Origin of the sequence: Burkholderia sp. IMCC1007, assembly GCF_027257875.1 — a bacterium.
Classification (GTDB): Bacteria; Pseudomonadota; Gammaproteobacteria; order Burkholderiales; family Burkholderiaceae; genus Burkholderia.
The window spans coordinates 81310-105881 of the sequence record NZ_JAPVQY010000005.1 but is presented as its reverse complement, the minus strand read 5'-3'; the positions used below and the strand labels follow the sequence as shown (position 1 = coordinate 105881).

The window sequence follows — 24572 nt, the reverse complement described above, 5'->3', positions numbered from 1 at the left end:
CCGGCTTTTTGGTTGGAGAACCCATGCGAGCCATCATTCTTGCGGCAGGCCTCGGCTTGCGCCTGCAACAACCGCCCGAAGCGCAGTTTCCGAAGTGCCTGCTGCGCTTCGACGACGTGTCGCTGCTCGAGCGCCATCTGCGCGTGCTCGACGCCGCGGGCGTCGATGAAATCGTGCTCGGGCTCGGCTTCCAGCACGAGAAGGTCGAGCAGGAGCTGAAGCGCCTCGGCCGCACCGCCGAGATCGTGATCAACGACCGCTACGACCTCGGCAGCGTGCTGACCGTGCATACCGTCGCCGATGCGATGACGCGCGGCGGCGACGTGCTGCTGATGGACGCGGACGTGCTGTACGACGAGAACATCCTGCACGCGCTGGTGGCCGATGCCGACAAGGCCGTCGACCGCCTGCTGATCGATCGCGACTTCGAAGCCGGCGACGAGCCCGTGAAGCTGTGCCTGAAGAACGGCGTGCCGGTCGAGCTGCGCAAGCAGCTCGCGGTCGACCTCGACTACGACACCATCGGCGAATCGGTCGGCTTCTTCCGCTTCACCGAAGGCACCGCGCGCCGCCTCGCGACGATCGTCGCGGGCTACGTCGACAGCGGCCGCGCGAACATGCCGCACGAGGAAGCCGTGCGCGACCTGCTGCTCGAAGGCGGCCACTCGTTCGAGGTCGCCGACGTCACCGGTTCGCCGTGGATCGAGATCGACTTCCCGAACGACGTCGCGCGCGCGACGCAAGAGATCCTCCCCCTGATTCAACGCACGACCGCAGGAGCCGCACGATGAACGCACGCGAACCCAACTTCACCGAATCGCGCAGCGCGCGCCTGCGCCGCATGCTCGTCAGCAGCGACCTCGAATTCCTGATGGAAGCGCACAACGGCCTGTCCGCGCGGATCGTCCGCGAAGCGGGCTTCAAGGGGATCTGGGCGTCGGGCCTCGCGATCTCCGCGCAGTTCGGCGTGCGCGACAACAACGAAGCGAGCTGGACGCAAGTCGTCGACGTGCTCGAGTTCATGGCCGACGCGAGCGACCTGCCGATCCTGCTCGACGGCGACACCGGCTACGGCAACTTCAACAACGTGCGCCGCCTCGTGAAGAAGCTCGAGCAGCGCGGCATCGCGGGCGTCTGCATCGAGGACAAGCAGTTCCCGAAGACCAACAGCTTCATCGACGGCGAACGCCAGCCGCTCGCCGAGATCGACGAGTTCTGCGGCAAGATCAAGGCCGGCAAGGATTCGCAGACCGATCCCGACTTCTCGATCGTCGCGCGCGTCGAGGCGCTGATCGCCGGCTGGGGGATGGACGAAGCGCTGCGCCGCGCGAACGCGTATGCGGAAGCCGGCGCCGATGCGATCCTGATCCACAGCAAGCTGTCGCGCCCCGACGAAATCCTGCAGTTCGCGCGCGAATGGAGCGGCAAGGCGCCGCTCGTGATCGTGCCGACCAAGTACTACAGCACGCCGACCGACGTGTTCCGCCAGGCCGGCATCAGCACCGTGATCTGGGCGAACCACCTGATCCGCGCATCGGCATCGGCGATGCAGGCCGTCGCACGCGAGATCCACGAGAACGAAACGCTGATCAACGTCGAAGACCGCGTCGCGTCGGTCAACGAGATCTTCCGCCTGCAGGACGCCGACGAATACTCGGCCGCCGAGCGCATTTACCTGTCGTCGTCGTCGCGCGCGTCGAACGCCGCGATCGTGCTCGCCGCGAGCCGCGGCAAGGGCCTCGAAGCCGTCACCGAAGACAAGCCCAAGGTCATGCTGCCGGTCGCCGGCAAGCCGCTGTTGCGCTGGCTCGTCGACGGCTTCAAGAAGCACGGCGTGAACGACATCACCGTGGTCGGCGGCTATCGCGCCGACGCGATCGACACGTCGGGGATCAAGCTCGTCGTCAACGACCGCCATGCACAGACGGGCGAGCTCGCATCGCTCGCGTGCGCGGCAGAACGCCTGAACGGCGACACCGTGATCTCGTACGGCGACCTGCTGTTCCGCAGCTACATCCTGCGCGACCTCGCGGAGAGCGAGGCCGAGTTCAGCGTGGTGGTCGATTCGTCGCTCACCGAGACCAACCAGAGCGTGCGTGACTTCGCGCTGTGCTCGGCTGCGGACGACCGCGGCCTGTTCGGTCAGAAGACGTATCTGCAACGCGTGTCGAGCGACGTCGCCGCCGGCACGCCGCACGGCCGCTGGATCGGCCTGCTGAACGTGCGTGGCGCCGGCGTCGACCGACTGAAGGCGATGCTCGCGACACTGCAGGCGCGCGCCGATTTCGACACGCTCGACATTCCGTCGCTGCTCAACGAACTGATCGCCGCCGGCGAGAAGATCGAAGTGCAGTACGTGCACGGCCACTGGCGCGGTGTCAACGATCTGGAAGACTTCCGCCGCGCGGGCGACTTCGCGCACGGCCAGACGCCGCTCGGCAACGGGAGCGCGCAATGATCGAAGCGGCCCAGTTCGTCGAGGCCGCACGCGAGCGCGGTTTCGACTGGTACGCGGGCGTGCCGTGCTCGTACCTGACGCCGTTCATCAATTACGTGCTGCAGGACCCGACGCTGCACTATCTGTCGGCCGCGAACGAAGGCGACGCGGTCGCGCTGATCGCGGGCGCCACGCTCGGCGGCAAGCGCGGGATCGCGATGATGCAGAACTCGGGGCTCGGCAACGCGGTGAGCCCGCTCACGTCGCTGACCTGGACGTTCCGGCTGCCGCAGTTGCTGATCGTCACGTGGCGCGGCCAGCCCGGTGTGTCCGACGAGCCGCAGCACGCGCTGATGGGGCCGATCACGCCGGCGATGCTCGACACGATGGAGATCCCGTGGGAGACGTTCCCGACCGACCCCGAACAAGTCGGCCCGGCGCTCGACCGCGCGATCGCGCACATGGATTCGACCGGCCGCCCGTACGCGCTCGTGATGCAGAAAGGCAGCGTCGCGCCGTATGAGCTGAAGGCAAACCCGGCGGCGACGCCGCGCGCGCATATCGCTGCGCAGTCGGTGGCACGCGCCGCATCGCCTGCTGCGTGGCCGACCCGTCACGATGCGCTGCAGCGCGTGATCGCGCATACGCCGGTCGATTCGACCGTCGTGCTCGCATCGACTGGTTTCTGCGGCCGCGAACTCTATGCGATCGACGATCGCGCGAATCAGCTGTACATGGTCGGCTCGATGGGCTGCGTGACGCCGCTCGCGCTCGGTCTCGCGCTCGCGCGCCCCGACCTGCGCGTGGTGGCCGTCGACGGCGACGGCGCCGCGCTGATGCGCATGGGCGTGTTCGCGACGCTCGGCACGTATGGTCCGTCCAACCTCACGCACGTGCTGCTCGACAACGGCGCGCACGAATCGACGGGCGGCCAGGCGACGGTGTCGCGGCATGTGTCGTTCGCGGGTGTCGCCGCTGCGTGCGGCTATGCGTCGGCGGTCGAAGGCGATACGCTCGACGTGCTCGATGCCGCGCTCGACGCGTCGGCCCTGAACGACGGCACGCGTTTCGTGCGACTCGCGATCCGCACCGGCGTGCCCGACGGCCTGCCCCGCCCGACCGTCACGCCGGTCGAAGTGAAGATCCGTCTGATGCGGCATATCGGCGCCGCGCAGGCTGAAGTTCATGCCGAAGGAGCTCACTGATGCTGCTGCTAAACCCCGGCCCGGTAACGCTGACCGAACGCGTGCGCCGCAGCCTGCTGCAACCCGACCTGTGTCATCGCGAAAGCGAATTCTTCGATCTGCAGGATGAAGCGCGTGCGCGCCTCGTCGCCGCGTACGAGCTCGATCCGGCCGAATGGGCCGCCGTGCTGATGACGGGCTCGGGCACGGCCGCCGTCGAGAGCATGATCGCGGCGCTCGTGCCGCAGGACGGCAAGCTGCTCGTGATCGAGAACGGCGTGTACGGCGAGCGCATCACGCAGATCGCGACGCAGTACGGGATCGCGCATGATGTGCTCACGCATGAGTGGATGCAGGCGCCCGATCTCGCGCAGATCGCGGCGCGGCTCGACGCGGGCGCGTACTCGCACGTCGCGGTGATCCATCATGAAACGACGACGGGCCGGCTGAATGATCTCGGCGCGATCGCTGAAGTCTGCCGTGCGCGCGGTGTGAAGATGCTCGTCGATGGCGTCAGCAGCTTCGGCGCGGAAGCGATCGACTTCGCCGGCGGCGTGATCGATGCCGTTGCCGCGACCGCGAACAAGTGCCTGCACGGCGTGCCGGGCGCGGCGTTCGTGATCGTGCGCCGCAGCGCGCTCGCGAAGGCCGCGAGCCGTACTTACTACCTCGATCTCGGGCGGCTCGCGAAACTGCAGGACCAGCGGAATACGCCGTTCACGCCGTCCGTGCATGCGTATTACGCGCTCGTCGAGGCACTGCGCGAGTTTGATGAAGCGGGCGGCTGGCGTGCGCGGCATGCGCACTACAAGGCGCTGGCCGATCAGGCTCAAGCCGGGCTCGCCGCGCGCGGGATGCCGCTCGTGTTGCCCGAAGGTGCTTCATCGGTCGTGCTGCGTGCGTATCGGTTGCCGCAGGGCGTCACGTACGAGACGCTGCACGACGGGCTGAAGGCGCGTGGCTTCGTGATCTACGCGGGGCAAGGCGGGCTGTCGAAGGAACTGTTCCGAATCTCGACGATGGGCGCGATTGCGGCGGCCGATGTCGATCGGTTGCTGGAAGGGTTTACGGCGTTGACGCGGTAAGCGTTGTCCGCACCTTCGTCTACGAAAGGCCCGAAAGGGCCTTTCTTATGCCCGGTGGTCGGAAAATTGCCCCGAAGTCCCATATACAGGGCGAGCCGGCCATTTCGTCTGGACGAACCCGCCCACCGTCAGGACTTCAACCCCAGCTCGAATTCAATATGATGCTGCACAGGTTGACTCGGGCAAACCCCGGATCCTTGTGCGCAAGGAAGTCGTCGTTGAAGGTGCCGAACGTCGTGCCCGGGCGATGCTTCATGCCGTCGTAGAACGCATCGATCATCTTGCTGGCAAAGTCGGCGCCGCGCGGATAGGCGTCGACCACCGCGGCGCGTTGTTCGTCGGTGAACTGATCGAAGCCGCGCGCTGCCACGTCCATTCCCGCTCCCGCTTGAACCAGCGCGATTTCTCCATGCATGTGCTCCGGAATGCCCGGCGTCGTATGAAGCGCAACGGCGGTCCAGACCTTCTCGATGTCCGCCTCGGAGATGCGATGGCTTCGCAGGAAATCGCGCGCCGCATTTGCGCCGTCCACTTCGAAGCGAAGCTGGCTTTCGTGATAGATCGACGTCAACCCGATGTCGTGAAACATCGCCGCGACATAGAGCAGCTCGCGATCGAACGCCATGCTCCTTTGTTCTCCGAGCAGCGCGCCCCACAGGTACACACGCGTCGAGTGGTTGAACAGCAAATCGCCCTCGGTATCGCGAATAAGTTGCGTGACCTCACGCGCCAGCTGGCTGTCCGGGATCACGGCGTTGATCGATCCATTCGTCTGCACGGTCTCTTCCTTCATCTGTTCGTTCGATGTCGTGTGGCTCGCTCGATCCGACGCGCATTCCGATCGCCGCACCCGGGCATCGGACTCGGGCCCGGACCGATTGGCCACGTCCACGGAGAAAAGCTACGCTTCTCTTGAGACATCAAACAGTCCCAAGATCGACGAATCCGAATGCACCATCGACACATGACGACGCTCTCCATTGGCCTGGATCGCTCTACCCGCACGTCGCTGTCCGTCCAGATCTACGCTTCGATCCGCGACGCGATAGAGTCCGGCAAGCTGGCCTCGGGCGCGCGGCTGCCTTCGTGGGCGGATCTGGCCGCGCAGCTCGGCGTGTCGCGCGGCACCGTTCGCGCCGCCTACGAGCGTCTGATCGACGAGCAATTCGCAATCGGCCTCGGCGCGGCCGGCACGCGCGTAGCCGAGCGCCCCACGGTGCCGATGGCAGCCCGCTGGTCGCCGGAGGCGCCGCCCCTTCCGGATCTGTTCGACGCATTCGGCTCGGCACCGCTGCCGTTTCAAATGGGCGTACCGTCGCAAGAAGCGTTTCCGTTCAAGCTTTGGTCGCGCATTCAGGCGCGGGCGGCGCGCCGCGCATCCGCGGCGCCGGTCGGATATCCCGATCCGCGCGGGGATCCGGACTTGCGCAGGGAAATTGCCGCCTACCTTGGCGTCGCCCGCGGTCTGCGATGCAGCCCGTCCCAGGTGTTCGTCACCGCCGGTTTCTCCGGCGCGCTGGGCCTCGCGATTCGCGGACTGGGCATGGAGGGCAGACACGCGTGGATCGAAGAACCCGGCTTTCCGCTCACGCGTACCGCGCTTGGGTTGGCCGGCATGACGGTGACGGCCGTGCCGGTGGACGCCGACGGGCTCGACGTGGATGCCGGCATCCGGCAGGCGAACGAAGCTGCGCTCGCCGTCGTCACGCCCGGCCAGCAGGCACCGCTCGGGGTGACGATGTCGCTCGCCCGGCGGATTTCACTGCTCGCGTGGGCCCGACGAAACGACGCATGGATCGTCGAAGACGATTACCTGAGCGAACTCCAGCTGACCGGGCGGGCCGCGCCCGCGCTCGCGTCGATCGACCAGCACGGACGCGTCCTGCACATCGGCAGTTTCAGCAAGACGATCAGCCCCGCGCTGCGTCTGGGTTTTCTCGTGGTCCCGCCGGACATGGCGCGCCGCTTCGGCGATATCGCCGCGTGCCTCGCACCCGCACCAGCGGCGGGCGTGCAGCACGCCGTTACCGAGTTCATGCATGACGGGCACTATCTGCGCCATTTGCGCCGGATGAAGCGCCTCTACGCAGCGCACCGCGAGAGCCTGCTTGTTTGTCTGAAAGAGCAGGACCCGAACGTGATCAAGATCCAGGCCACTGCCGGCATGGCGGTGGTGACGACGCTGCCCGCAGATGTATCGGATGTCGATATCGCGTTGCGGGCACGCGCGTCCGGGCTGGCGCCGGTCCCACTGTCGCCTTGGTACACGGGCACGCCGCGGCAACAGGGCCTGCTGCTCGGCGTGACGAACCTGAACGAACGCACGCTCGGCACCGACTGTCGCCGCCTGCTGGAGCTCGTTCGCGCGCACGGCTGACGGCGGCAGGCGCAGCGCCGTCATCTCATCTTGGTACAACAGAAATGTTCATTCCTGGTGCTTTCGACTGTTCGAGTCCGACGCGACAATGCGGAGACATCAACGAGCCAGACGACCATGAACATTCAGTCCATTGCAGTTGCCGCCTGCACGAGCTTCGCCTGCTGCATCGCGGCGCCGGCCGCGGCGCACGGCACGGGTGAAACCGTCACGCCGAACTTCCAGCATGCGATTCCCAACATCCCGGGCAAGTCGTTGACCGCCGTCGTGGTCGACTACGCGCCCGGCGCCGCATCGTCCGCGCATCGGCATGCGGGCTCCGCTTTCATCTATGCATACGTCGTGTCGGGCGACGTCGAATCCCAGGTGAATGACGGCCCGAAGCGCGTCTATCACGCCGGAGAAAGCTTCTTCGAGGCGCCCGGCGCCGTTCACCGCGTCAGCCGCAATGCGAGCGGATCGCGGCCCGCCCGATTGCTCGCGGTATTCGTCGCGGACAGCAACGACAAGGTCCTGACGACCCCGGTCAAGTAAAGTCCCTTCATCAAGGAGTTAGGTCATGAGCAAGCGTCTCGATTACAACCAGATCGCGCCCGCGGGCGTGAAGGCCCTGGGCGGTGTTTACGGTTATGTGATGCAGAGCGGGCTGTCGCCGGTTCTCGTCGACCTCGTCTACCTTCGCGTATCGCAGATCAATAACTGCGCGTACTGCCTGGACATGCATACACGCGACCTGCTGAAGCAAGGCGTGAAGATCGACAAGCTGGCGCTCGTGCAGGCGTGGCGGGAAGCCGGCCATCTGTTCGACGAACGCGAGCGTGCCGCGCTGGCATGGGCGGAGTCGGTCACCCTCGTCGCGGCGACCGGCGTACCGGACGACGCCTACGATGCAGTGCGCGCCGTGTTCGGCGAACGCGAGATCGTGGACCTCACGATTGCAGTCAGCCTGATGAACACGTACAACCGTATGGCCATCAGCTTCCGCAATACGCCGCAGGCCGTGCTGGAGCAATGAAGCGGTTCGCGAACTTGCGTTTCGCCGCGCTGCCGAGCGCGTCGTCGTGCATGCGCCGCGCCTCACGCGCGGGGTAGCGCCCCCTTCAACGCAGGAACGGTTTCTCGACCGGAAAGCCACTCGCGTTGGCACGGTGGACGAACGATGCGAAGGCCGACGCCCGCGACGGGCGCGCCGATATGCCGCCGGCATCTTGTCTGAAAAATATCGAAATCAAATTGCTCAAAAAATTCCGATGCGGCGGCAGCGCGGAATACCGACGCGCAGCGGCCGGGATCAATGGGCATAATGACAAGCCTTGTCCGGCGGCGGCCGGCCCGATGCCCACGCAACGAATCTCGCGGCACCGCAATATATGCTTTCCGTATTGCGCGTATTGCGCGTATTACGGGCGTTACACGTATCGCCCGCACACCGGCCCATGCCGCATCCGCCCTACTGCCCATCTTCAACCGGAGCCTGCCTGTGTACCCACCGATCGAACCCTACGCCCACGGCCACCTCGACACCGGCGACGGCCATCGCATCTACTGGGAGCGCTGCGGCAACCCGTCCGGCAAGCCCGCGGTGTTCCTGCACGGCGGCCCGGGCGCCGGCTGCAGCCCCGATCACCGCCGCCTGTTCGATCCGGAGCGTTACGACATCCTGCTGTTCGACCAGCGCGGCTGCGGGCGCTCGACGCCGCACGCGAGCCTCGAGCACAACACGACATGGGATCTGGTCGCCGACATCGAGCGGCTGCGCGAGATGGTAGGCGCGGAACAGTGGCTCGTGTTCGGCGGCTCGTGGGGCAGCGCGCTCGCCCTCGCCTACGCGGAAACGCATCCGCAACGCGTGAGCGCGCTGATCGTGCGCGGCATCTTCACGATGCGGCGCGCGGAATTGCTGTGGTACTACCAGGAAGGCGCGTCGTGGCTGTTCCCGGACCTGTGGGAAGCCTTCCTCGCGCCGATTCCGGAAGCCGAGCGCGGCGACCTGATGGCCGCCTATCATCGCCGGCTGACGGGCGACGACGAAGTCGCGAAGCTCGAAGCCGCACGCGCATGGAGCCTCTGGGAAGGCCGCACGATCACGCTGCTGCCCGATCCGGCGCTGGCCGCCCACTTCGCGGACGGCCACTACGCGCTCGCGTTCGCGCGGATCGAAAACCACTACTTCGTGAATCGCGGCTTCGTCGACGAAGGCCAGTTGCTGCGCGATGCGCATCGCCTCGCCGGCATTCCCGGCGTGATCGTGCAAGGCCGCTACGACGTCGCGACGCCCGCGCGCACCGCGTGGGATCTCGCCAAAGCGTGGCCCGACGCGACGTTCGAGATCGTCGCGGATGCCGGGCACGCGTACAACGAACCGGGCATCCTGAGGGCGCTGCTCACGGCGACGGACCGGTTCGCTGCATAAGCCGCATAAGCCGCATAAGCCGCAGCACGACACCACGCGGCGCGCTGCGGCCGGCCCTGCCGGCCTGCACGCGCCGCGCGATCAAAGCGCGGCTTCGACGATCGTCCTGCCGGTGATCGCGCGCTCGACGAGCTGTTCATCCCCGACCTTGCGGATCGCATCGTCGAGCAATCCTTCCGGCTCTTCGGTCGCCACCTTCAGCAGGCCCGACAGGCCACGCGCGTCGAGCACGACGAGCGTCTCCATCGAATCCGCGCGGCTCACGAGCACACGGCGGAACGCCGGGCCCGCGCCAAAGCTCGCGCAAAGCTCAATCGTCTCGTTGCCGAGCGTGTAATCGAAGTGCTTGATCATGTCCGCCGCCGTTGCAAGGGTATGGCGACGCGCGACGGCGCGGCGCCGTAACGTCGACGCACCCGCGCGTGCCGCCGGCGCCCGATCGGACTTCGATCCATTCGCCGGCATGACCATGCTAGACGGGCAGTATTAACGACGACTTAAACGCCGAGACAGGCCGCCGCGAGCCGCTCACGCCGTGTTACGGCGCCGCCTCGTCAAGCGGCTCGACCGTCACGCCGACCTTCAGCTCCTGATCCGCGCCGCCGCCGCGAATCACGCCGCGCAGCGGCGTGACGTCCGCGTAGTCGCGGCCGATCGACAGCATCACGTAGTCGTCGCCCGGCGCGCGGTCGTTGGTCGGATCGAGCTGCAGCCAGCCGCCATCCTCCGGCCAGGCCGGGTCGTACACGTCGACCCATGCATGCGACGCGTCCGCGCCGATCAAGCGCGGCTGCCCGGGCGGCGGCTGCGTCAGCAGATAGCCGCTCACGTAACGCGCGGCCAGCCCGAGCGAGCGCAGCGCGCCGATCATCACGTGCGCGAAATCCTGGCAGACGCCCTTGCGCAACCGCAGCGCATCGAGCGCGCTCGTCGTGATGTCGGTGCTGTTCGGCGTGTATGCAAAATCGGCGTGAATCCGCCGCATCAGATCCCATGCGGCCTGCACGAGCGGCCGCTGCGGCGTGAAGCTCTCGGCCGCATACGCGGCGAGCTCGGGATCGCACGCCACATGCGACGACGCGAACACGAATTCGCTCGCGGCATCGTACGGTTGCCCCGCGCGAAACTGCAGGCGCTCGCGCACGGCTTCCCAGGCCGTCGCCTGGTCGGCACCGGGGTCCGCGATCGCGGGCGGCGGCGCACCGCGCGCACCTTGCGACCACACGGGGGTCGTCACGCGTACCGTGCTGCGGCTGCGCACGAACAGCGTGTCGTGCGGCTGGTTCAGCGCGAACGACGCGCGTGCGTTGCCAAATGCGTCGAGCTCGGTGCCGACCGCTTCCGGCGTCGGTTCGATCTCCAGCTCGAACGACAGCACCTGCTGGCGCAGCGTCGCGAGCGGTTGCAGCCGCGCCTGATGCTGCGCGGATTCGACGCGCGCGGCGTAACGGTATTCGGTGTCGTGCGTGACGCGCAGCAAACGGCCGGGCGCGACGGCAGCCGGCGTAGTCGGCGTAGCAGACGTAGTCGGCGCTTCCGGTGTTTTCGCCCCGCTGCGTGTAGCCGACGTCGCGGGCGTGGCGTTGCCGGAACCGGCTGCAAGCGGCTTCTTCACGGCGTGTTTCGACGTCACCATAGCGTCCTGCCCGCCTCGCGCACGTGGCTGAAATAGCGTTCGCCGATCCGGTTCGACAGTTCCCACACGGCTTTCACCGTCGTATCGAGCGCGTCGAGCAACTTGTCATGCCGGCCGTCGTCGCCGGTTTCGCACAGTTCGTTCAGCGACCACGCAGGCACGTCGGGAACCGTCTCGGCCAGCTCGGACAGCGCATAGCCTTCGCTGCGCTCGACCTTCGTCAGCCGGCCGCGCAGCGCCTGCACCACCCAGCCGAGCGAGCGCGGGTTGTCGGTGTCGAGCACCACGAGCGACAGCAGCGGCGCGACGTCGAAACCGCGCTGAAAACGCGAGCGGAACGTGATCGTGCTGTCGAACAGCTCCAGCACGAGCTCGAAGCCATCCTGCCGGTGCACGGCGCCCTCTTCGAACGCGAACTTCAGCACGCTGCACAGGAAGTCCAGCCGGTCGATCTGCCGGCCGATCGACAGCAGCCGCCAGCCGTCGTCGCGCGTCATGTTGTCGGTCTGCGCGCCGGTGATCGCGCCGAGCAGCAGCCCGAGGCGTTCCAGCAGCTGCAGCGCCTCGTTGCCGATCTGCTCCTCGGCCTCCGGATGATCGGCGCTGTCGGCAAAGAGCTGCGTCGCATCGTCGATCAGCCGCCACTGATCGCTCGACAGCCGCTCGCGGATCGCGGCGGCCGCGCCGCGCATGCCGAACAGGCAGGACGCGATGCCGGACGTGCGGTCCGCGCCGCGCGTCAGCGATGTGGCGAGCGCATACTGGAACGCGCGCGGCGCATCGACGGCGTTCGGCGCGTCGGATGCGATCAGGCCGGTGTCGCGACACAACGTGTCGATCAGCTCCAGATGCGCGGGGCTGTCGACATCGTCCTCGCCACGCAGCCGTTCGAGCGCGGCGCGTGCAAGACGCATCAGGTTGGTCGCGCGTTCGGTGTAGCGGCCGAGCCAGAACAGGTTCTCGGCCGCGCGGCTCGCGATCGCGCGCGGACGCTCGACGAGATCGTCGGGGCCGAGATGCGTCTGCAGCAGCGTCGTCGAATCGACGATGCCTTCCGTCATCACCCACGTATCGACGGTGCTGCCGCCGCGCGGCATCGGCGCGTTGAACAGCGTGTCGCGCGTGCCGACCCGCGACAGCCCGCCCGGCAGCAGACGCCAGCGCTGCGCGCCGTCGGCGAGCGCGAACACGCGCAGCAGCAGCGGCTTCGGCACGATGCGCGCGCCGCCGTTGCCGTCGGACGCATCGTGCCCCGGCCAGGTGGGCGCCTGCGACAGCGGCAGGTCGGCCTGTACCGTGTACTGCTCGGGCCGCGCGAGAATCCGCGCACGCCACTCGGCCAGCTGCGCCTGCGTGAGCCGCGCGCCGATCACCGGATCGAACCCGCCGCCCGCCTGCGCATCGGGCGGATACGACGGCTTCACGATGCTGCGCGCGAGTTGCGGCAGCGCGTCGTCGCACGCGGCTGTCTCGCCGCACCACCACGAATGCACGGCCGGCAGCGTCAGCGTTTCGCCGAGCAGCCCTTCCGCGAGGCGCGGCATGAAACCGAGCATGCCCGGCGATTCGAGAAAGCCCGAGCCCGGCGCGTTCGCGAGCAGCACGTTGCCGGCGCGCACGGCCTGCAGCAGCCCCGGTACGCCGAGCATCGAGTCGGGCCGCAGTTCGAGCGGATCGAGCCACGCGTCGTCGACGCGGCGCAGGATGCCGTGCACGGGTTCGAGCCCGCGCAGCGTCTTCAGGAATACGCGGTTGTCGCGCGCGGTCAGGTCGCCGCCCTCGACCAGCGTGAGGCCGAGGTAGCGCGCGAGATACGCATGCTCGAAATAGGTCGCGCTGTGCGGCCCCGGCGTCAGCAGCACGATCCGCGAGTTCCGGGCGGCCGGGCTCAGCGCCTGCATGCTCTGCAGCAGCGAACGGTACGCGGACGCGAGCCGCTGCACGCGCAGCCCGCGGAACCCGCGCGGAAAGAGCCGCGACACGATCAGCCGGTTTTCGAGCAGATAGCCGAGGCCGGCCGCGCCCTGCGTGTGCTGCGCGACGATCCGCCATTGACCGTCGGGCCCGCGCGCGAGATCGAACGCGACGACGTGCAGCCATGTATCGCCCGGCACGCACGCGCCGCGCATCGCGCGCAGGTAGCCGGGATGGCCGGTGACGAGCGCGGGCGGCAGCAGCCCGCGCTGCAGGATCGTCTGCGGCCCGTACAGGTCGGCCATCGTCGCGTTCAGCAGCCGCACGCGCTGCAGCACGCCGCGCTCGATCGCGACCCAGTCGTCGGGCGTGACGATCAGCGGCAGCAGGTCGAGCGACCACGGGCCGGCCGCGCCGTCGCCCGCGCGTTGCTCGTGCAGCTGATAGAACAGGCCGTTCTCGCGCATGCGCCGCTGCAATGCGTCGGCGCGGCGATCGAGGTCGGCCACGCCGTCGCTGCCGATCGACGTGAAAAAGCTGCGCCACGCCGGTGCGAGCAGCGGCGCGTTGAGGCCGGCGGCGCTGCCGCGCAGTTCGTCGTAGCGGCCTGCGGCGGCAGGCGCCGCAAGCGCGGCGGCCAGTTCCGCGGCGTCCGGCTGCGCGCCGGTATCGAAGAGCGTGGGCATCGCGTCGGCAGCGGCGAGATCGTCGGGGTGAATGGGCGGCACGGGTATCGTTCCGTCGTCAGGGTGCGGCAGCGGCAGCGCCCGCGCGCCGCCGCACCGGCAATCGAGCGCGGCAGGCGCGGCGAAGCGCCGCAACCTGCCCGCATCCTAGCACTCCGTCGGGGCCGCCAGCGGCCGGCGACCCGGGAAGTCGCGAATCGCGCATCGACATCCGTCCTTTCATCCGCCGGTCACGGCCGCCGCAAGTCGAGCGTGAACGGGAATTCGCGGCTCGGCGCGGCCGCCGCGACGTCCATCCGTCCCGGCGTGTGCCCCATCTCGACGAAGCGCGCGAGCCGGCGGCTCTCGGCTTCGTATGCATTGACCGGGAACGTCGCGTAGTTGCGCCCGCCCGGATGCGCGACGTGATACCGGCAGCCGCCGAGCGAGCGTTGCAGCCACGTATCGACGATGTCGAACGTGAGCGGCGCATGCACGCCGATGGTCGGATGCAGCGCCGACGGCGGCGACCATGCCTTGTAGCGCACGCCCGCGACGTACTCGCCGACGGTGCCGGTCGGCTGCAGCGGCAACGCACGGCCGTTGACGGTCACGACGTGCCGGTTGTCGTTCAGCCCCGTCACGCGCACTTCGAGCCGCTCGACCGACGAATCGACGTAGCGGACCGTGCCGCCGGCCGCGCCCTCCTCGCCCATCACGTGCCACGGCTCCAGCGCGCCGCGCAGCGACAGCTCCATCCCGTTCACCGCGATCTGCCCGAACAGCGGGAACCGGAATTCGAAGTGCGGCGCGAACCACGCGGGATCGAACGCGAAACCGGCGTCGCGCAGCTCGGCCAGCACGTCGTCGAAATCCATCTGGAGAAACGCCGGCAGCATGAAGCGGTCATGCAGCGCGGTGCCCCAGCGCGTGAGCGGCGTCGTGTACGGCGCGGTCCAGAAACGCGCGACCAGCGCGCGCAGCAGCAGTTGCTGCACGATGCTCATCCGCGCATGCGGCGGCATCTCGAACGCGCGCAGTTCGAGCAGGCCGAGCCGGCCGGTGGACGAATCGGGCGAATACAGCTTGTCGATGCAGAATTCGCTGCGGTGCGTGTTGCCCGTCACGTCGATCAGCAGGTTGCGCAGCACGCGATCGACGAGCCACGGCGGCATGTCCTGCCCGAACAGCAGCTTGTTGCGCTGGATCTCCGCGAACGCGATGTCGAGCTCGTAGAGCTGGTCGTTGCGCGCTTCGTCGACGCGCGGCGCCTGGCTCGTCGGCCCGATGAACAGCCCCGAGAACAGGTAGGACAGCGACGGGTGGTTGTGCCAGTACGCGATCAGGCTCGCGAGCAGATCGGGGCGGCGCAGGAACGGGCTGTCGGCCGGCGTCGCGCCGCCGAGCACGAAGTGGTTGCCGCCGCCCGTGCCGACGTGCCGCCCGTCGACCATGAACTTCTCGCTGCACAACCGCGACTGCCATGCGGCGTCGTACAGGAATTCGGTATGGTCGACGAGTTCGTCGAAGTTCGCGGCCGGATGGATGTTCACCTCGATCACGCCGGGATCGGGCGTCACCTGCAACAGCTTCAGCCGTGCGTCGCGCGGCGGCGGATAGCCTTCGAGCACGAGCTTCACGCCGAGCGTGTGCGCGGTCAGCTCGATCGCGCCGAGCAGCTCGAGATAATCCTCGAGCGCGGCGAGCGGCGGCATGAACAGGTACAGGATGCCGTTGCGCACTTCGACGCACAGCGCGGTGCGCGTGATCCACGCGGCCGATTCGAAGCGCTCGGGGCGGCGATGCGGGTCCGCTTCGCCCGGTCGGCTGCTTGCGGCCGTGCCATCGTCGCGCCACTGCATCACGGTCTGCGCGGACGCTTCGCGATGCACGCCGGCCAGGTAGCGCGGCGCATCGGCCGGGCCGGCGTAGCGGGCGCGCATGGCGGCGGCGTCCGGCAACGCATCGCGCGGCGCGAACGGATCGCGTTCGACCAGGTACGGATGGTCTTCGCGGGCCGCCCACGGCAGCGAATCGAGCGGCAGCCGATAGCCCATCGGCGAATCGCCCGGCACGAGGTACATCCGCTCGTCGCGGAAGAACCACGGGCCCGTCTGCCAGCGCGGCCCGTCGAGCCCCGGCCGATCGCGGCCCGACCGATCGCGGCCCGACTCCTCCTCCGTGCGCTTGACCGGCAGCACATAGCCGACCACGCTGTCGAGCTGCTGCTCGAACACCTTGCGCAGCCTCGCGCGTTCGAGCTCGTCGTCGAGGCGCGCGTCGAACGGGTCGACGTTGACCGGCAGCCGGCGCTCGCGCCACAGGTAGTACCAGACATCCTCGTAGCCGGGCCGGATGAATTCGTCGGTCAGGTTCAGCCGTGCGGCAAGCGCATCGATGAAGCGCTTCGCGTCGTCGGTCGTGTACGCGGACGGCTCGCGCTCGTCGGCGAACAGCGACGGATCGTGCCACACGGGCTGGCCGTCCGCGCGCCAGAAGATCGACAGCGCCCAGCGCGGCAGTTGCTCGCCCGGGTACCACTTGCCCTGCCCGAAATGCAGGAAGCCGCCGTCGCCGTATTCGGCGCGCAGCCGCTGCACGAGTTCGGTCGCATAGCCGCGCTTGGTCGGGCCGAGCGCATCGGTGTTCCACTCGGCGCCGTCGCGATCGTCGATCGACACGAAGGTCGGCTCGCCGCCCTGCGTGAGCCGCACGTCGCCGGCGGCCAGCGCGCCGTCGACCTGCGTGCCGAGCGCGCGCACGGCCTCCCACTGCGATTCCGTATACGGCTTCGTCACGCGCGGCGATTCGTACACGCGCGTCACGGTCATCTCGTGTTCGAACGACACCTCGCATTCGTCGATCAGCCCTTCGACGGGCGCGGCGCTCGTCGGCTGCGGCGTGCACGCGAGCGGAATGTGCCCTTCGCCTGCGAGCAGGCCCGACGTCGGGTCGAAGCCGATCCAGCCGGCGCCCGGCAGATAGACCTCGCACCACGCGTGCAGGTCGGTGAAATCGACCGACGTCCCGCTCGGGCCATCGAGCGATTTCACGTCGGGCGTGAGCTGGATCAGGTAGCCCGACACGAAACGCGCGGCGATGCCGAGATGCCGGCACAGCTGCACGAGCAGCCACGCACTGTCGCGGCACGAGCCGGACGCGAGTTCGAGCGTCTGCACGGGCGTCTGCACGCCGGGCTCCATCCGCACGAGATAGCCAATGTCACGCTGAAGCTGCTGGTTCAGCGCGACGAGGAAGTTCGTGGTGCCGGCCGGCGTGCGGTCGACGCCGTCGAGATACGCGCGAAACAGCGGCGCGGCGCTCGTCTGCGGATCGCACGCGAGATACGGCGCGAGTTCGGTCTTCAGCGCGTCGTCATAGCTGAACGGATATTGCTCCGCGCTCGCTTCGAGGAAGAAGTCGAACGGGTTGTACACCGACATCTCGGCGACGAGATCGATCGTGATCTCGAAGTGGTCGGTGCGCTCCGGAAACACGAGCCGCGCGAGGTAGTTCGAGAACGGGTCCTGCTGCCAGTTGATGAAGTGCTGTGCGGGCTCGACCGTCATCGAATACGCAAGGATCGGCGTCCGGCAATGCGGCGCGGGCCGTAGCCGCACGACCTGCGGGCCGAGGTTGACGAGCCGGTCGTAGCGATAACGGGTGGTGTGATGCAGCGCGACGTGGATGGACATGGGAGCTCGAGTCGGGTTGGGCCGGCCGCGCACGCCGCGTCGTTCTCGACGCGGCGGCCCGGCATGGCGGATTCGGCGAAAGCGCGCCGCGGGTCAGACGAGTTCCGGCGTCTGCACGACGCTGATCTCGACGCCGACGGCCGTCGCGCCGAGCCCCGTCACGGGCTGCGCGTCGCGATGGTCGAGGCCGACCGCGATGCGCACGTAGCGTTCGTCCGGGCAACGGTTCATGAACGGGTCGAAGCCGACCCAGCCGAGCCCTTCGACATAGGCCTCGGCCCATGCATGGCCGGCCGGCTGCTGCGTCAGCGTCGTGGCTTGCGGCTGCGCGCCGAGCGCCGCGTGCGGCTGCCCCTGCGATTGCGACTGCGATTGCCCTTGCGATTGCGATTGCGATTGCGCGGCATGCGATGCGCCGAGCACCTGCTGCATGCCGTCGCCGCTCTGCAGCGCGAGCGCTTCCTCCTCCTCGACGTCGCCCGCGTTCTGCTTCGCGTCGGCGATGCGCTGCATCGCGCTGTCGGCCAGCACGTAGCCCGAGATGTAGCGCGCGGGCACCTTCAGCGCACGCGCGGCCGCGATGAACGCATGTGCATGGTCGCGGCTCGTCCCCTCGCCGTTTTGCAATGCGGTTTCGGCATCGACGGGCGCATCCGCCGCGAGGTTCGGCGCATACGCGATGCGGTCATGCACTTCCGTCATCAGCCAGTGCAGCGCATCGAGGCTGTGCGGCGCGATCGGCAGCGCCTGCGTGAGCTCGCGCACGAGCTCGCCCGCTGTCGTGAGCGCGGTCTCGCGCTCGAAGATCCACGGCGGCGCATAGCCCTCCGGATTGCCGAGAATGCCGGCGCGGTCCTGCGTCTCGACGACGCCGGCCGCCACGACGACGACCTCGTTCTTCGCGCCGCGCTCGTGGCGCACGAGGTCGATCCGGTTGCCGAGCCCGTCCGCATACGACAGGGTCGGCTCGACGCCGTCGATCGTGACCTGCCACGCGCGCACCGTCTGCCCGGGCCCCGATTGCGGGCGCAGCCGCAGCCGTTGCAGCGCATGGGTGGCTTGATCGTCGAACTGATAACGCGAGATGTGTCGAATGGCGAGTCGCATGGCAAGTCTCAGTCGAAGTTGTAGGCCTGGGCGATGTCGATCCCGAGGCTGTTGTTGCGGCCGATGAAGTCGGTCAGGAACTCGTGCAGGCCGCTCTTGAAGATCCGCTCGACCGTGGTATCGGACAGCATCTGCAGGATCTTCGTGGCCGTGTCGTGACACGGGTGTGTCACGCCGTAATCCTTCGCGAGCAGGTTCAGGCTCGACACGACGCGCCCGTAGCAATAACGCAGCGAACGCGGCATGCGGCCGTTCAGGATCAGGTAGTCGGCGATGTTCATCGGCTTGTACTGCACGTCGTACACCCAGCGATACGACCGGTGTGCGGCCACGCAGCGCAGGATGGTCTCCCACTGGTAGTTGTCGAGGATCGTGCCGACGTGCGACACCGACGGCAGCAGCAGGTGGTATTTCACGTCGATGATGCGCGCGGTGTTGTCGGCGCGCTCGACGAACGCGCCGATCTGCGCGAAATCGAAGATCTCGTTGCGCAGCATCGTGCTGTAGAAACTGCCGAGGATCAGCGCGGTTTCGCGCTTCACCTGGTCGAGCACGGCCGGCAGCTCGCTTTCCGGCACCGGCTGCGCGAACGCGCGGCGCAGCGCGAGCCACGCGCCGTTCACGCTTTCCCACGCCTCGCGCGTGAGCGCCGTGCGCACCATCCGCGCGTTCGAGCGCGCGGCCTCGATGCACGACAGCACGCTCGACGGGTTGTCGCGGTCGCGCAGCAGGTAGTCGGTCACGGTATCGGCGGCATAGGCGTCGTACTTCTGACGATAGCCGTCGTCCGCGCCCGAGCTGACCAGCACCGACGACCATTCGGCCGGCGCGTCGGACGTGCGCGTGAGCGCCATCCGCAGCCCGGCATCGACGATGCGCGCGATGTTCTCCGCGCGCTCGATATAGCGGTACATCCAGTAGAGGCCGCTCGCAGTTCGTCCCAGAAGCATCTCGTGTCCACTCCGTCTTCGTTCGGTTCGCGCGCCGGCTGCGGCGCGCGCGGTCGTGCCCGGCTCAGTCGGCCAGCACCCAGGTGTCCTTGGTGCCGCCGCCCTGGCTCGAGTTGACGACGAGCGATCCCTCCTTCAGCGCGACGCGCGTGAGCCCGCCCGGCGTGATGCGGATCCGGTCCGACACCAGCACGAACGGCCGCAGGTCGACGTGGCGCGGCGCAAGGCCCGCTTCGGTCAGGATCGGCGTCGTGGACAACGCCAGCGTGGGTTGCGCGATGTAGTTCGCGGGCCGCGCGCGCAGCTTCGCGGCGAACGCCTCGAGCTCGGCCTTCGATGCGCACGGGCCGACCAGCATCCCGTAACCGCCCGAGCCGTGCACTTCCTTCACGACCAGCTCGTCGAGATGCTCGAGCACGTACTTGAGGCTGTCGGCCTCGCCGCAGCGCCAGGTCGGCACGTTCTCCAGCAGCGCCTTGCGGCCCGTGTAGAACTCGACGATCTCCGGCATGTACGAATAGATCGCCTTGTCGTCGGCGATGCCGGTTCCGGGTGCATTCGCGATCGTGATGTTGCCGGCGCGATAGACGTCCATGATCCCGGCCACGCCGAGCACCGAATCGGGGCGGAACGTGAGCGGATCGAGGAACGCATCGTCGACGCGGCGATACAGCACGTCGATCGACCGGAAGCCCTCGGTCGTGCGCATCGCGACGCGGCCGTCGATCACCTGCAGGTCGCTGCCCTCGACGAGATGCACGCCCATCTGGTCGGCGAGGAACGAATGTTCGTAGTACGCGGAGTTGTGGATGCCGGGCGTGAGCACCGCGATGGTCGGGTTGTCGGCGTTGCCGTTCGGCGGACACACGGCCGCGAGCGACTGGCGCAGCATCTGCGGATAGGTCTCGACCGGGCGCACCTTGACCTGCTGGAACAGCTCCGGGAAGAGCTGCATCATCGTCTCGCGGTTTTCCAGCATGTACGACACGCCCGACGGCGTGCGCGCGTTGTCCTCGAGCACGTAGAACGCGTTCTCGCCGGTGCGCACGATGTCGACGCCGATGATGTGCGTGTAAACGTTGCCGGGCGGCCGGAAGTCGATCATCTCCGGGATGAACGCTTCGTTGTGCGCGATCAGGTGCTTCGGCACGATGCCCGCGCGCACGATTTCCTGGCGGTGGTAGATGTCGTCGAGGAACGCGTTGAGCGCCATCACGCGCTGCTCGATGCCGAGCGACAGCCGGCTCCATTCGGCACCCGAAATGATGCGCGGGACGATGTCGAACGGAATCAGCCGCTCGGCGGCTTCCGCGTCGCCGTAGACGGCGAACGTGATGCCCGTCTTGCGGAACACGCCTTCCGCGTCGTAGGCCTTCTGGGCGAGGCTCGCGGGATTCTGCGTGTCGAGCCATTGCTTCAGGCGCGCGTAAGGCGCCCTTACCATGTCGCCGGATTGCAGCATTTCATCGAATGGCTTCATCGATCTTTTCTCCGTCGATCGTTTTCCCCGGCATTGCGCATGCCGGACCGGCGTAATGAATGCTTTGCAAGGAACGTGCCTTGCTCGATCCTCTCGATATTCCCCCGTTTTTTGCCCCGCGCCACGCATGCGTGCGCGGCATTGCGCACCACAGCGGTGCAACACCGGACGCGACGGGCGCTCGCGGTGCGTCGCGAACGTGCATGGTGGATGCTGCGGCGCGTCCGACGATCATAGTTCTCCCGCGTGTCACGGATATGCAATCTGCACTGCACCAAAAGCGGCAGCCCGAGCCCCCGGAACGACCGCGAATGGGGCGGGCCGGCACGCATACGGCGCAGCCGGCCCTGGGGGAAGTGCCGTCCCGGCAGCCGCGGCAGTCCGACGCGATGAACTGTCCGGTTAACCGGTCCGACCCCTCCACGCTATGCAGCCGTAATGCCGCCGACAACGCCCATGCATATTTCGACTGACACCGATCGAAAAAAAACATCGGGCCGACCGGCGCGAGGCGCGGTACGCTAGAACGTTGGTGCAGCAGACGGCGCCGCCTTTCAGGCGCCCGACTATAAAAAGCGAAGATCGAAATGGAAGCAAAGTGGCTGGAAGATTTCCTGAGCCTTGCGGATACCAAGAGCTTTTCCCGGGCCGCGCGTCACCGGCACCTGACGCAGTCGGCATTCAGCAGACGAATCGCCGCGCTTGAAACCTGGATGGACGCGAAGCTGGTCGACCGGAGCATCAACCCGATCACGCTCACGCCGGCCGGCCAGATGTTCCGCGCGCTCGCCGCGGACATCCTGCGCAGCATGTATGCGGCGCGCAATCTCGTGAACGGCTACGACCAGTTCGCGGCGAGCGACCAGGTCGTGCGCTTCGCGGTCGCGCATACGCTCGTGTTCACGCTGTTTCCCGAATGGCTCAAGCAGCTCAACAACGAGCTCGGCCACGTGACCGCGCGCGTCAATGCGGTGAACGTGCCCGAGGGCGTGCAGCAGCTCGTCGAGGGTGAATGCGACCTGCTGCTCGGCTATCACCACCCGCAACTGCCGATCGTGCTCGATCCGAACCACTTCCCGTTCGTCACGCTCGGCGTCGAACGGATCCTGCCGGTATCGACACCCGACGCACGCGGCAAGCCGGTGTTCGAACTGCCGGGCACACCGGACGCCCCGCTGCCGCTGCTCGCGTATTCGTCGGGCGCGTTCCTCGGCAACGTCGTCGAGATGCTGCTGCTGAACGCGTCCGAGTCGTATGCGCTGCATCGATGCTTCGAGACGCACATGTCCGAAGCGCTGAAGGGCATGGTCGTGGCCGGGCACGGCATCGGCTGGCTGCCGGAGAGTTGCGTCGCGAAGGAGCTCGCGGAAGGCTCGCTCGTGCGCGCCGGCTCGGAACACTGGATCACCGAGCTCGAGATCCGCCTGTACCGGTCGGCCCGCAAGCGCGGGCTCGCCGCCGAACAGCTGTGGACCTACATCATGAACCGGCCGCGTGCGACGGCCGAGCGCACGATCGCCGCCGATTCGCCGATCACGCCGCTCGCACCGGCCGTGCGCATCGCGCGCCGCAGCGCCGGCGGCAGCCGCTGACGCGCTGCATCGGTCGTCCATGCTCCCGTTCGCCACCGCGCGGCGCGAATAAAAACCTCCGGTCGTCCGGCGTTTTCGCGCTCCGCGGGATAGCGCGTTTTTCCGACCTCGCTTCAGCCCGACGATTATCCGCACGATTAATCAATACTACGAATGCGCCAAACGTTTGCGCGTCCGGACGGATTTTCTGCTCATTGCCCTCTTGAAGCCGAATTAATTTCCGATTCGTCAGGCGGAAATACCCTGTTACAGAAATCAATCGAAGTTTCGATTTTCATGCGATGACGGGTTTTTGAAAAAACGTCGCACCCTCTTTCCTGCCCCTCCTCCCCTGTGCTTCGAGGGTCATCATATTGCCTCGATGACAGAGGCAAATCTGCCTTTGATCAGTCGTTATTTTTCGGCAAAAAATTCGGTACGACTTACATCGGAAGTTACTGCACCGGTCACCTCTACTGCTCAGCAAATTGCGTGTCCGGCAATATCGACTTTGTTCAGTGCTAATCCATTTCGTCGAATAAATGCCATTCCTGTGTAAATACGACATTTAAAGTATGTGCCATTCGGGCTACACGCAGTTGTTTGTTCAAAACCCATCGTGTATCAATATCGTGTCGCAAAAGAACGCAGTTAATTCGACTCGGAATAATGCGTTGTCATCGATTCCGGATGGAGGTTTGCAATGTGTTCCTCGATGTTTGAACAGCAAGCTCGCGCGCTTCTCGGCATCGTCGTAACCGCCTTCTGCATCAATGCCGGGGCACAGACTCCGACCCAGACCCAACCCGCGACGCCTGCGTCCGGTGCGGGCCCGGATCGGTACACGATTTCGTACATCTGCGGTGATGCACGAATCGACGGTACGGCGCCGCTCCCCCCCGACGGCCGTCCGTACAACCTGGGTGTGTCGTTCGTATCGGGCGGCACGGGGCAACCGCTGTCGAACGTGCAGGTGCGGCTGAGAAGGCATGGCCGCGTCCTCGTCGAGTTCAAGGCAACGGGGTCGCGCTGTCTGTTCAGCGTGCCCGAAGCAAGCTACCGGGTCGAAGGGACTTATCAGGGGGCCACGCAGTTCGCGATCGTCGAAACGGGTGCCCTCACCACGCAGTTGAAATGGTGAACCGCATCCGAGCCCGCGTGCCGACAGCGCGCGGGATCGCACCGTTCCCCGCCATCCATCATACGAGGAGGATTGAATGACTCGTGCAGAACGACCGGACGGCGCACCCGTCCGTGAGCCCAAACCCTCATGGGGTCCGGGAAGGAGTGCGGCGCTCAGCATCGTTGCGTTTGCCGCGATCTTCGGGGCCTTCGCGTATGTCGAGCGAGACACGAGGGTCGGCCATGCGAGCGTGACGCACGACATCGCCGGCGCAATCGGAAGCACCGTCGGAAAGTACCGCAGCCTCGTCGAGACTGCGGCAACGGGCGCATCCGGCGCGGCCGCGCCCGGCGGCTCGACGTCGACCGTCGCGCAAGCCGCGACGCTCGCGCCCCCTGCATCGGCCACGGCGTCGGTATCGGCGACGCCCGAGCCGGCCGTGGCGCCCCAACCCGCAGCCCGCTCCACCGCGCGACACACGCGCCGCGCACATGCGCCGTCCACCCGGCTCGCAGCCGACGCGTATGCCGCGTCGGCCAGCGGTCGCCCCGCGCGGACGGCCGACGCGCATCGTACGTCACGTACGCAGACCTTGGCGCGCACGAGAAAACATGCCGACCCGGCACCGGGGATGCAGCCGCAGTCGTATACCGCCGACACCGCGCACATGGAGGCCACCAGCGTCACACGCGACGAACTGGAAGGCGCCCGCGCGCTGGCCAAGGCGCGCTCGTGCGCACAGGTCGACGCATGGAACTGCGTGGAGCACAACGCGAGCCGCGCGCTCGCCATCGACCCGACGAACAGCGAATCGCGCGCGCTGCTTGGACAAGCGATCCGCAACCGCCTGTAAGCCGGTCGGATGCCGCCGGGTCTCGCTGCCCGGCGGCGCGACGGCCGGCGCCATGCTCGTCGGGCGTGCAACCGACGTGCTC

19 protein-coding genes are annotated in these 24572 nt (G+C 67.3%); 11 read left to right on the top strand and 8 right to left on the bottom strand.

Features of this window, described 5'->3' with window-relative positions; genetic code table 11:
* The first annotated feature begins 23 nt into the window (after positions 1-23).
* Genes O1Q03_RS07295 through O1Q03_RS07280 form a run of 4 tightly spaced genes read left to right on the top strand, consistent with a single transcriptional unit; the run spans position 24 to position 4706 of the window.
* Positions 24-791, top strand: coding sequence for a phosphocholine cytidylyltransferase family protein (locus tag O1Q03_RS07295; protein ID WP_269502480.1), 768 nt, complete (start codon positions 24-26; stop codon positions 789-791).
* Positions 788-2458, top strand: a complete 1671-nt coding sequence (gene aepX, locus O1Q03_RS07290; protein WP_269502479.1) for a phosphoenolpyruvate mutase — start codon at positions 788-790, stop codon at positions 2456-2458. Before O1Q03_RS07295 ends, aepX begins: the two co-directional genes overlap by 4 nt.
* Positions 2455-3642 carry a phosphonopyruvate decarboxylase gene (aepY, locus tag O1Q03_RS07285; protein ID WP_269502478.1) on the top strand — a complete coding sequence of 396 codons (1188 nt, stop codon included), beginning with the start codon at positions 2455-2457 and terminating at the stop codon, positions 3640-3642. Before aepX ends, aepY begins: the two co-directional genes overlap by 4 nt.
* Entirely contained in the window at positions 3642-4706 is a 1065-nt protein-coding gene (locus O1Q03_RS07280; protein WP_269502477.1) for a 2-aminoethylphosphonate aminotransferase, read from the top strand. Before aepY ends, O1Q03_RS07280 begins: the two co-directional genes overlap by 1 nt.
* 136 nt (positions 4707-4842) lie before the next feature.
* Here the strand turns inward: O1Q03_RS07280 and O1Q03_RS07275 are convergent, their stop codons facing one another.
* Entirely contained in the window at positions 4843-5499 is a 657-nt protein-coding gene (locus tag O1Q03_RS07275; protein ID WP_269502476.1) for an HD domain-containing protein, read from the bottom strand.
* A gap of 171 nt (positions 5500-5670) precedes the next feature.
* On the opposite strand from O1Q03_RS07275, the gene pdxR reads away from it, so the two are divergent.
* The 4 genes from pdxR (at position 5671) to pip (ending at position 9496) form a co-directional block, all read left to right on the top strand.
* A complete protein-coding gene (pdxR, locus tag O1Q03_RS07270) occupies positions 5671-7083 on the top strand; it encodes a MocR-like pyridoxine biosynthesis transcription factor PdxR (RefSeq protein WP_269502475.1) in 1413 nt (470 codons plus the stop codon).
* Between the two features lie 117 nt (positions 7084-7200).
* Positions 7201-7617, top strand: coding sequence for a cupin domain-containing protein (locus O1Q03_RS07265; protein ID WP_269502474.1), 417 nt, complete (start codon positions 7201-7203; stop codon positions 7615-7617).
* A 25-nt stretch (positions 7618-7642) separates the two neighbouring features.
* On the top strand, positions 7643-8098 hold the full coding sequence (locus O1Q03_RS07260; protein ID WP_269502473.1) for a carboxymuconolactone decarboxylase family protein: 456 nt from the start codon (positions 7643-7645) through the stop codon (positions 8096-8098).
* A 465-nt stretch (positions 8099-8563) separates the two neighbouring features.
* Complete coding sequence (pip, locus tag O1Q03_RS07255; protein ID WP_269502472.1) at positions 8564-9496, top strand: prolyl aminopeptidase; 933 nt, start codon at positions 8564-8566, stop codon at positions 9494-9496.
* 81 nt (positions 9497-9577) lie between these two features.
* Here pip and O1Q03_RS07250 read toward each other — a convergent pair whose 3' ends face one another.
* From O1Q03_RS07250 to O1Q03_RS07220, 7 genes are all read right to left on the bottom strand, one after another.
* Positions 9578-9850, bottom strand: coding sequence for a hypothetical protein (locus O1Q03_RS07250; RefSeq protein ID WP_269502471.1), 273 nt, complete (start codon positions 9848-9850; stop codon positions 9578-9580).
* A 184-nt stretch (positions 9851-10034) separates the two neighbouring features.
* On the bottom strand, positions 10035-11132 hold the full coding sequence (locus O1Q03_RS07245; protein ID WP_269502470.1) for a transglutaminase family protein: 1098 nt from the start codon (positions 11130-11132) through the stop codon (positions 10035-10037).
* On the bottom strand, positions 11126-13732 hold the full coding sequence (locus O1Q03_RS07240) for a circularly permuted type 2 ATP-grasp protein (protein WP_269502616.1): 2607 nt from the start codon (positions 13730-13732) through the stop codon (positions 11126-11128). Before O1Q03_RS07240 ends, O1Q03_RS07245 begins: the two co-directional genes overlap by 7 nt.
* A 230-nt stretch (positions 13733-13962) precedes the next feature.
* Positions 13963-17406, bottom strand: coding sequence for a transglutaminase family protein (locus O1Q03_RS07235; RefSeq protein ID WP_269502468.1), 3444 nt, complete (start codon positions 17404-17406; stop codon positions 13963-13965).
* A 93-nt stretch (positions 17407-17499) separates the two neighbouring features.
* Entirely contained in the window at positions 17500-18513 is a 1014-nt protein-coding gene (locus O1Q03_RS07230; RefSeq protein WP_269502467.1) for a transglutaminase-like domain-containing protein, read from the bottom strand.
* An 8-nt stretch (positions 18514-18521) separates the two neighbouring features.
* Entirely contained in the window at positions 18522-19463 is a 942-nt protein-coding gene (locus O1Q03_RS07225; protein ID WP_269502466.1) for an alpha-E domain-containing protein, read from the bottom strand.
* Between the two features lie 64 nt (positions 19464-19527).
* Complete coding sequence (locus O1Q03_RS07220) at positions 19528-20943, bottom strand: circularly permuted type 2 ATP-grasp protein (protein ID WP_269502465.1); 1416 nt, start codon at positions 20941-20943, stop codon at positions 19528-19530.
* Positions 20944-21530: 587 nt separating this feature from the next.
* Between O1Q03_RS07220 and O1Q03_RS07215 the strand changes: the two genes are divergently transcribed.
* The 3 genes from O1Q03_RS07215 to O1Q03_RS07205 all read left to right on the top strand — a co-directional run bounded on the left by O1Q03_RS07215 (position 21531) and on the right by O1Q03_RS07205 (position 24490).
* Entirely contained in the window at positions 21531-22535 is a 1005-nt protein-coding gene (locus tag O1Q03_RS07215; protein ID WP_269502463.1) for a LysR substrate-binding domain-containing protein, read from the top strand.
* Between the two features lie 682 nt (positions 22536-23217).
* Positions 23218-23655 carry a hypothetical protein gene (locus tag O1Q03_RS07210; RefSeq protein ID WP_269502461.1) on the top strand — a complete coding sequence of 146 codons (438 nt, stop codon included), beginning with the start codon at positions 23218-23220 and terminating at the stop codon, positions 23653-23655.
* Positions 23656-23731: 76 nt separating this feature from the next.
* The gene (locus tag O1Q03_RS07205; protein ID WP_269502460.1) at positions 23732-24490 is read left to right on the top strand and encodes a hypothetical protein; all 759 of its coding nucleotides are present in this window, start codon (positions 23732-23734) and stop codon (positions 24488-24490) included.
* Positions 24491-24572 lie beyond the last annotated feature (82 nt).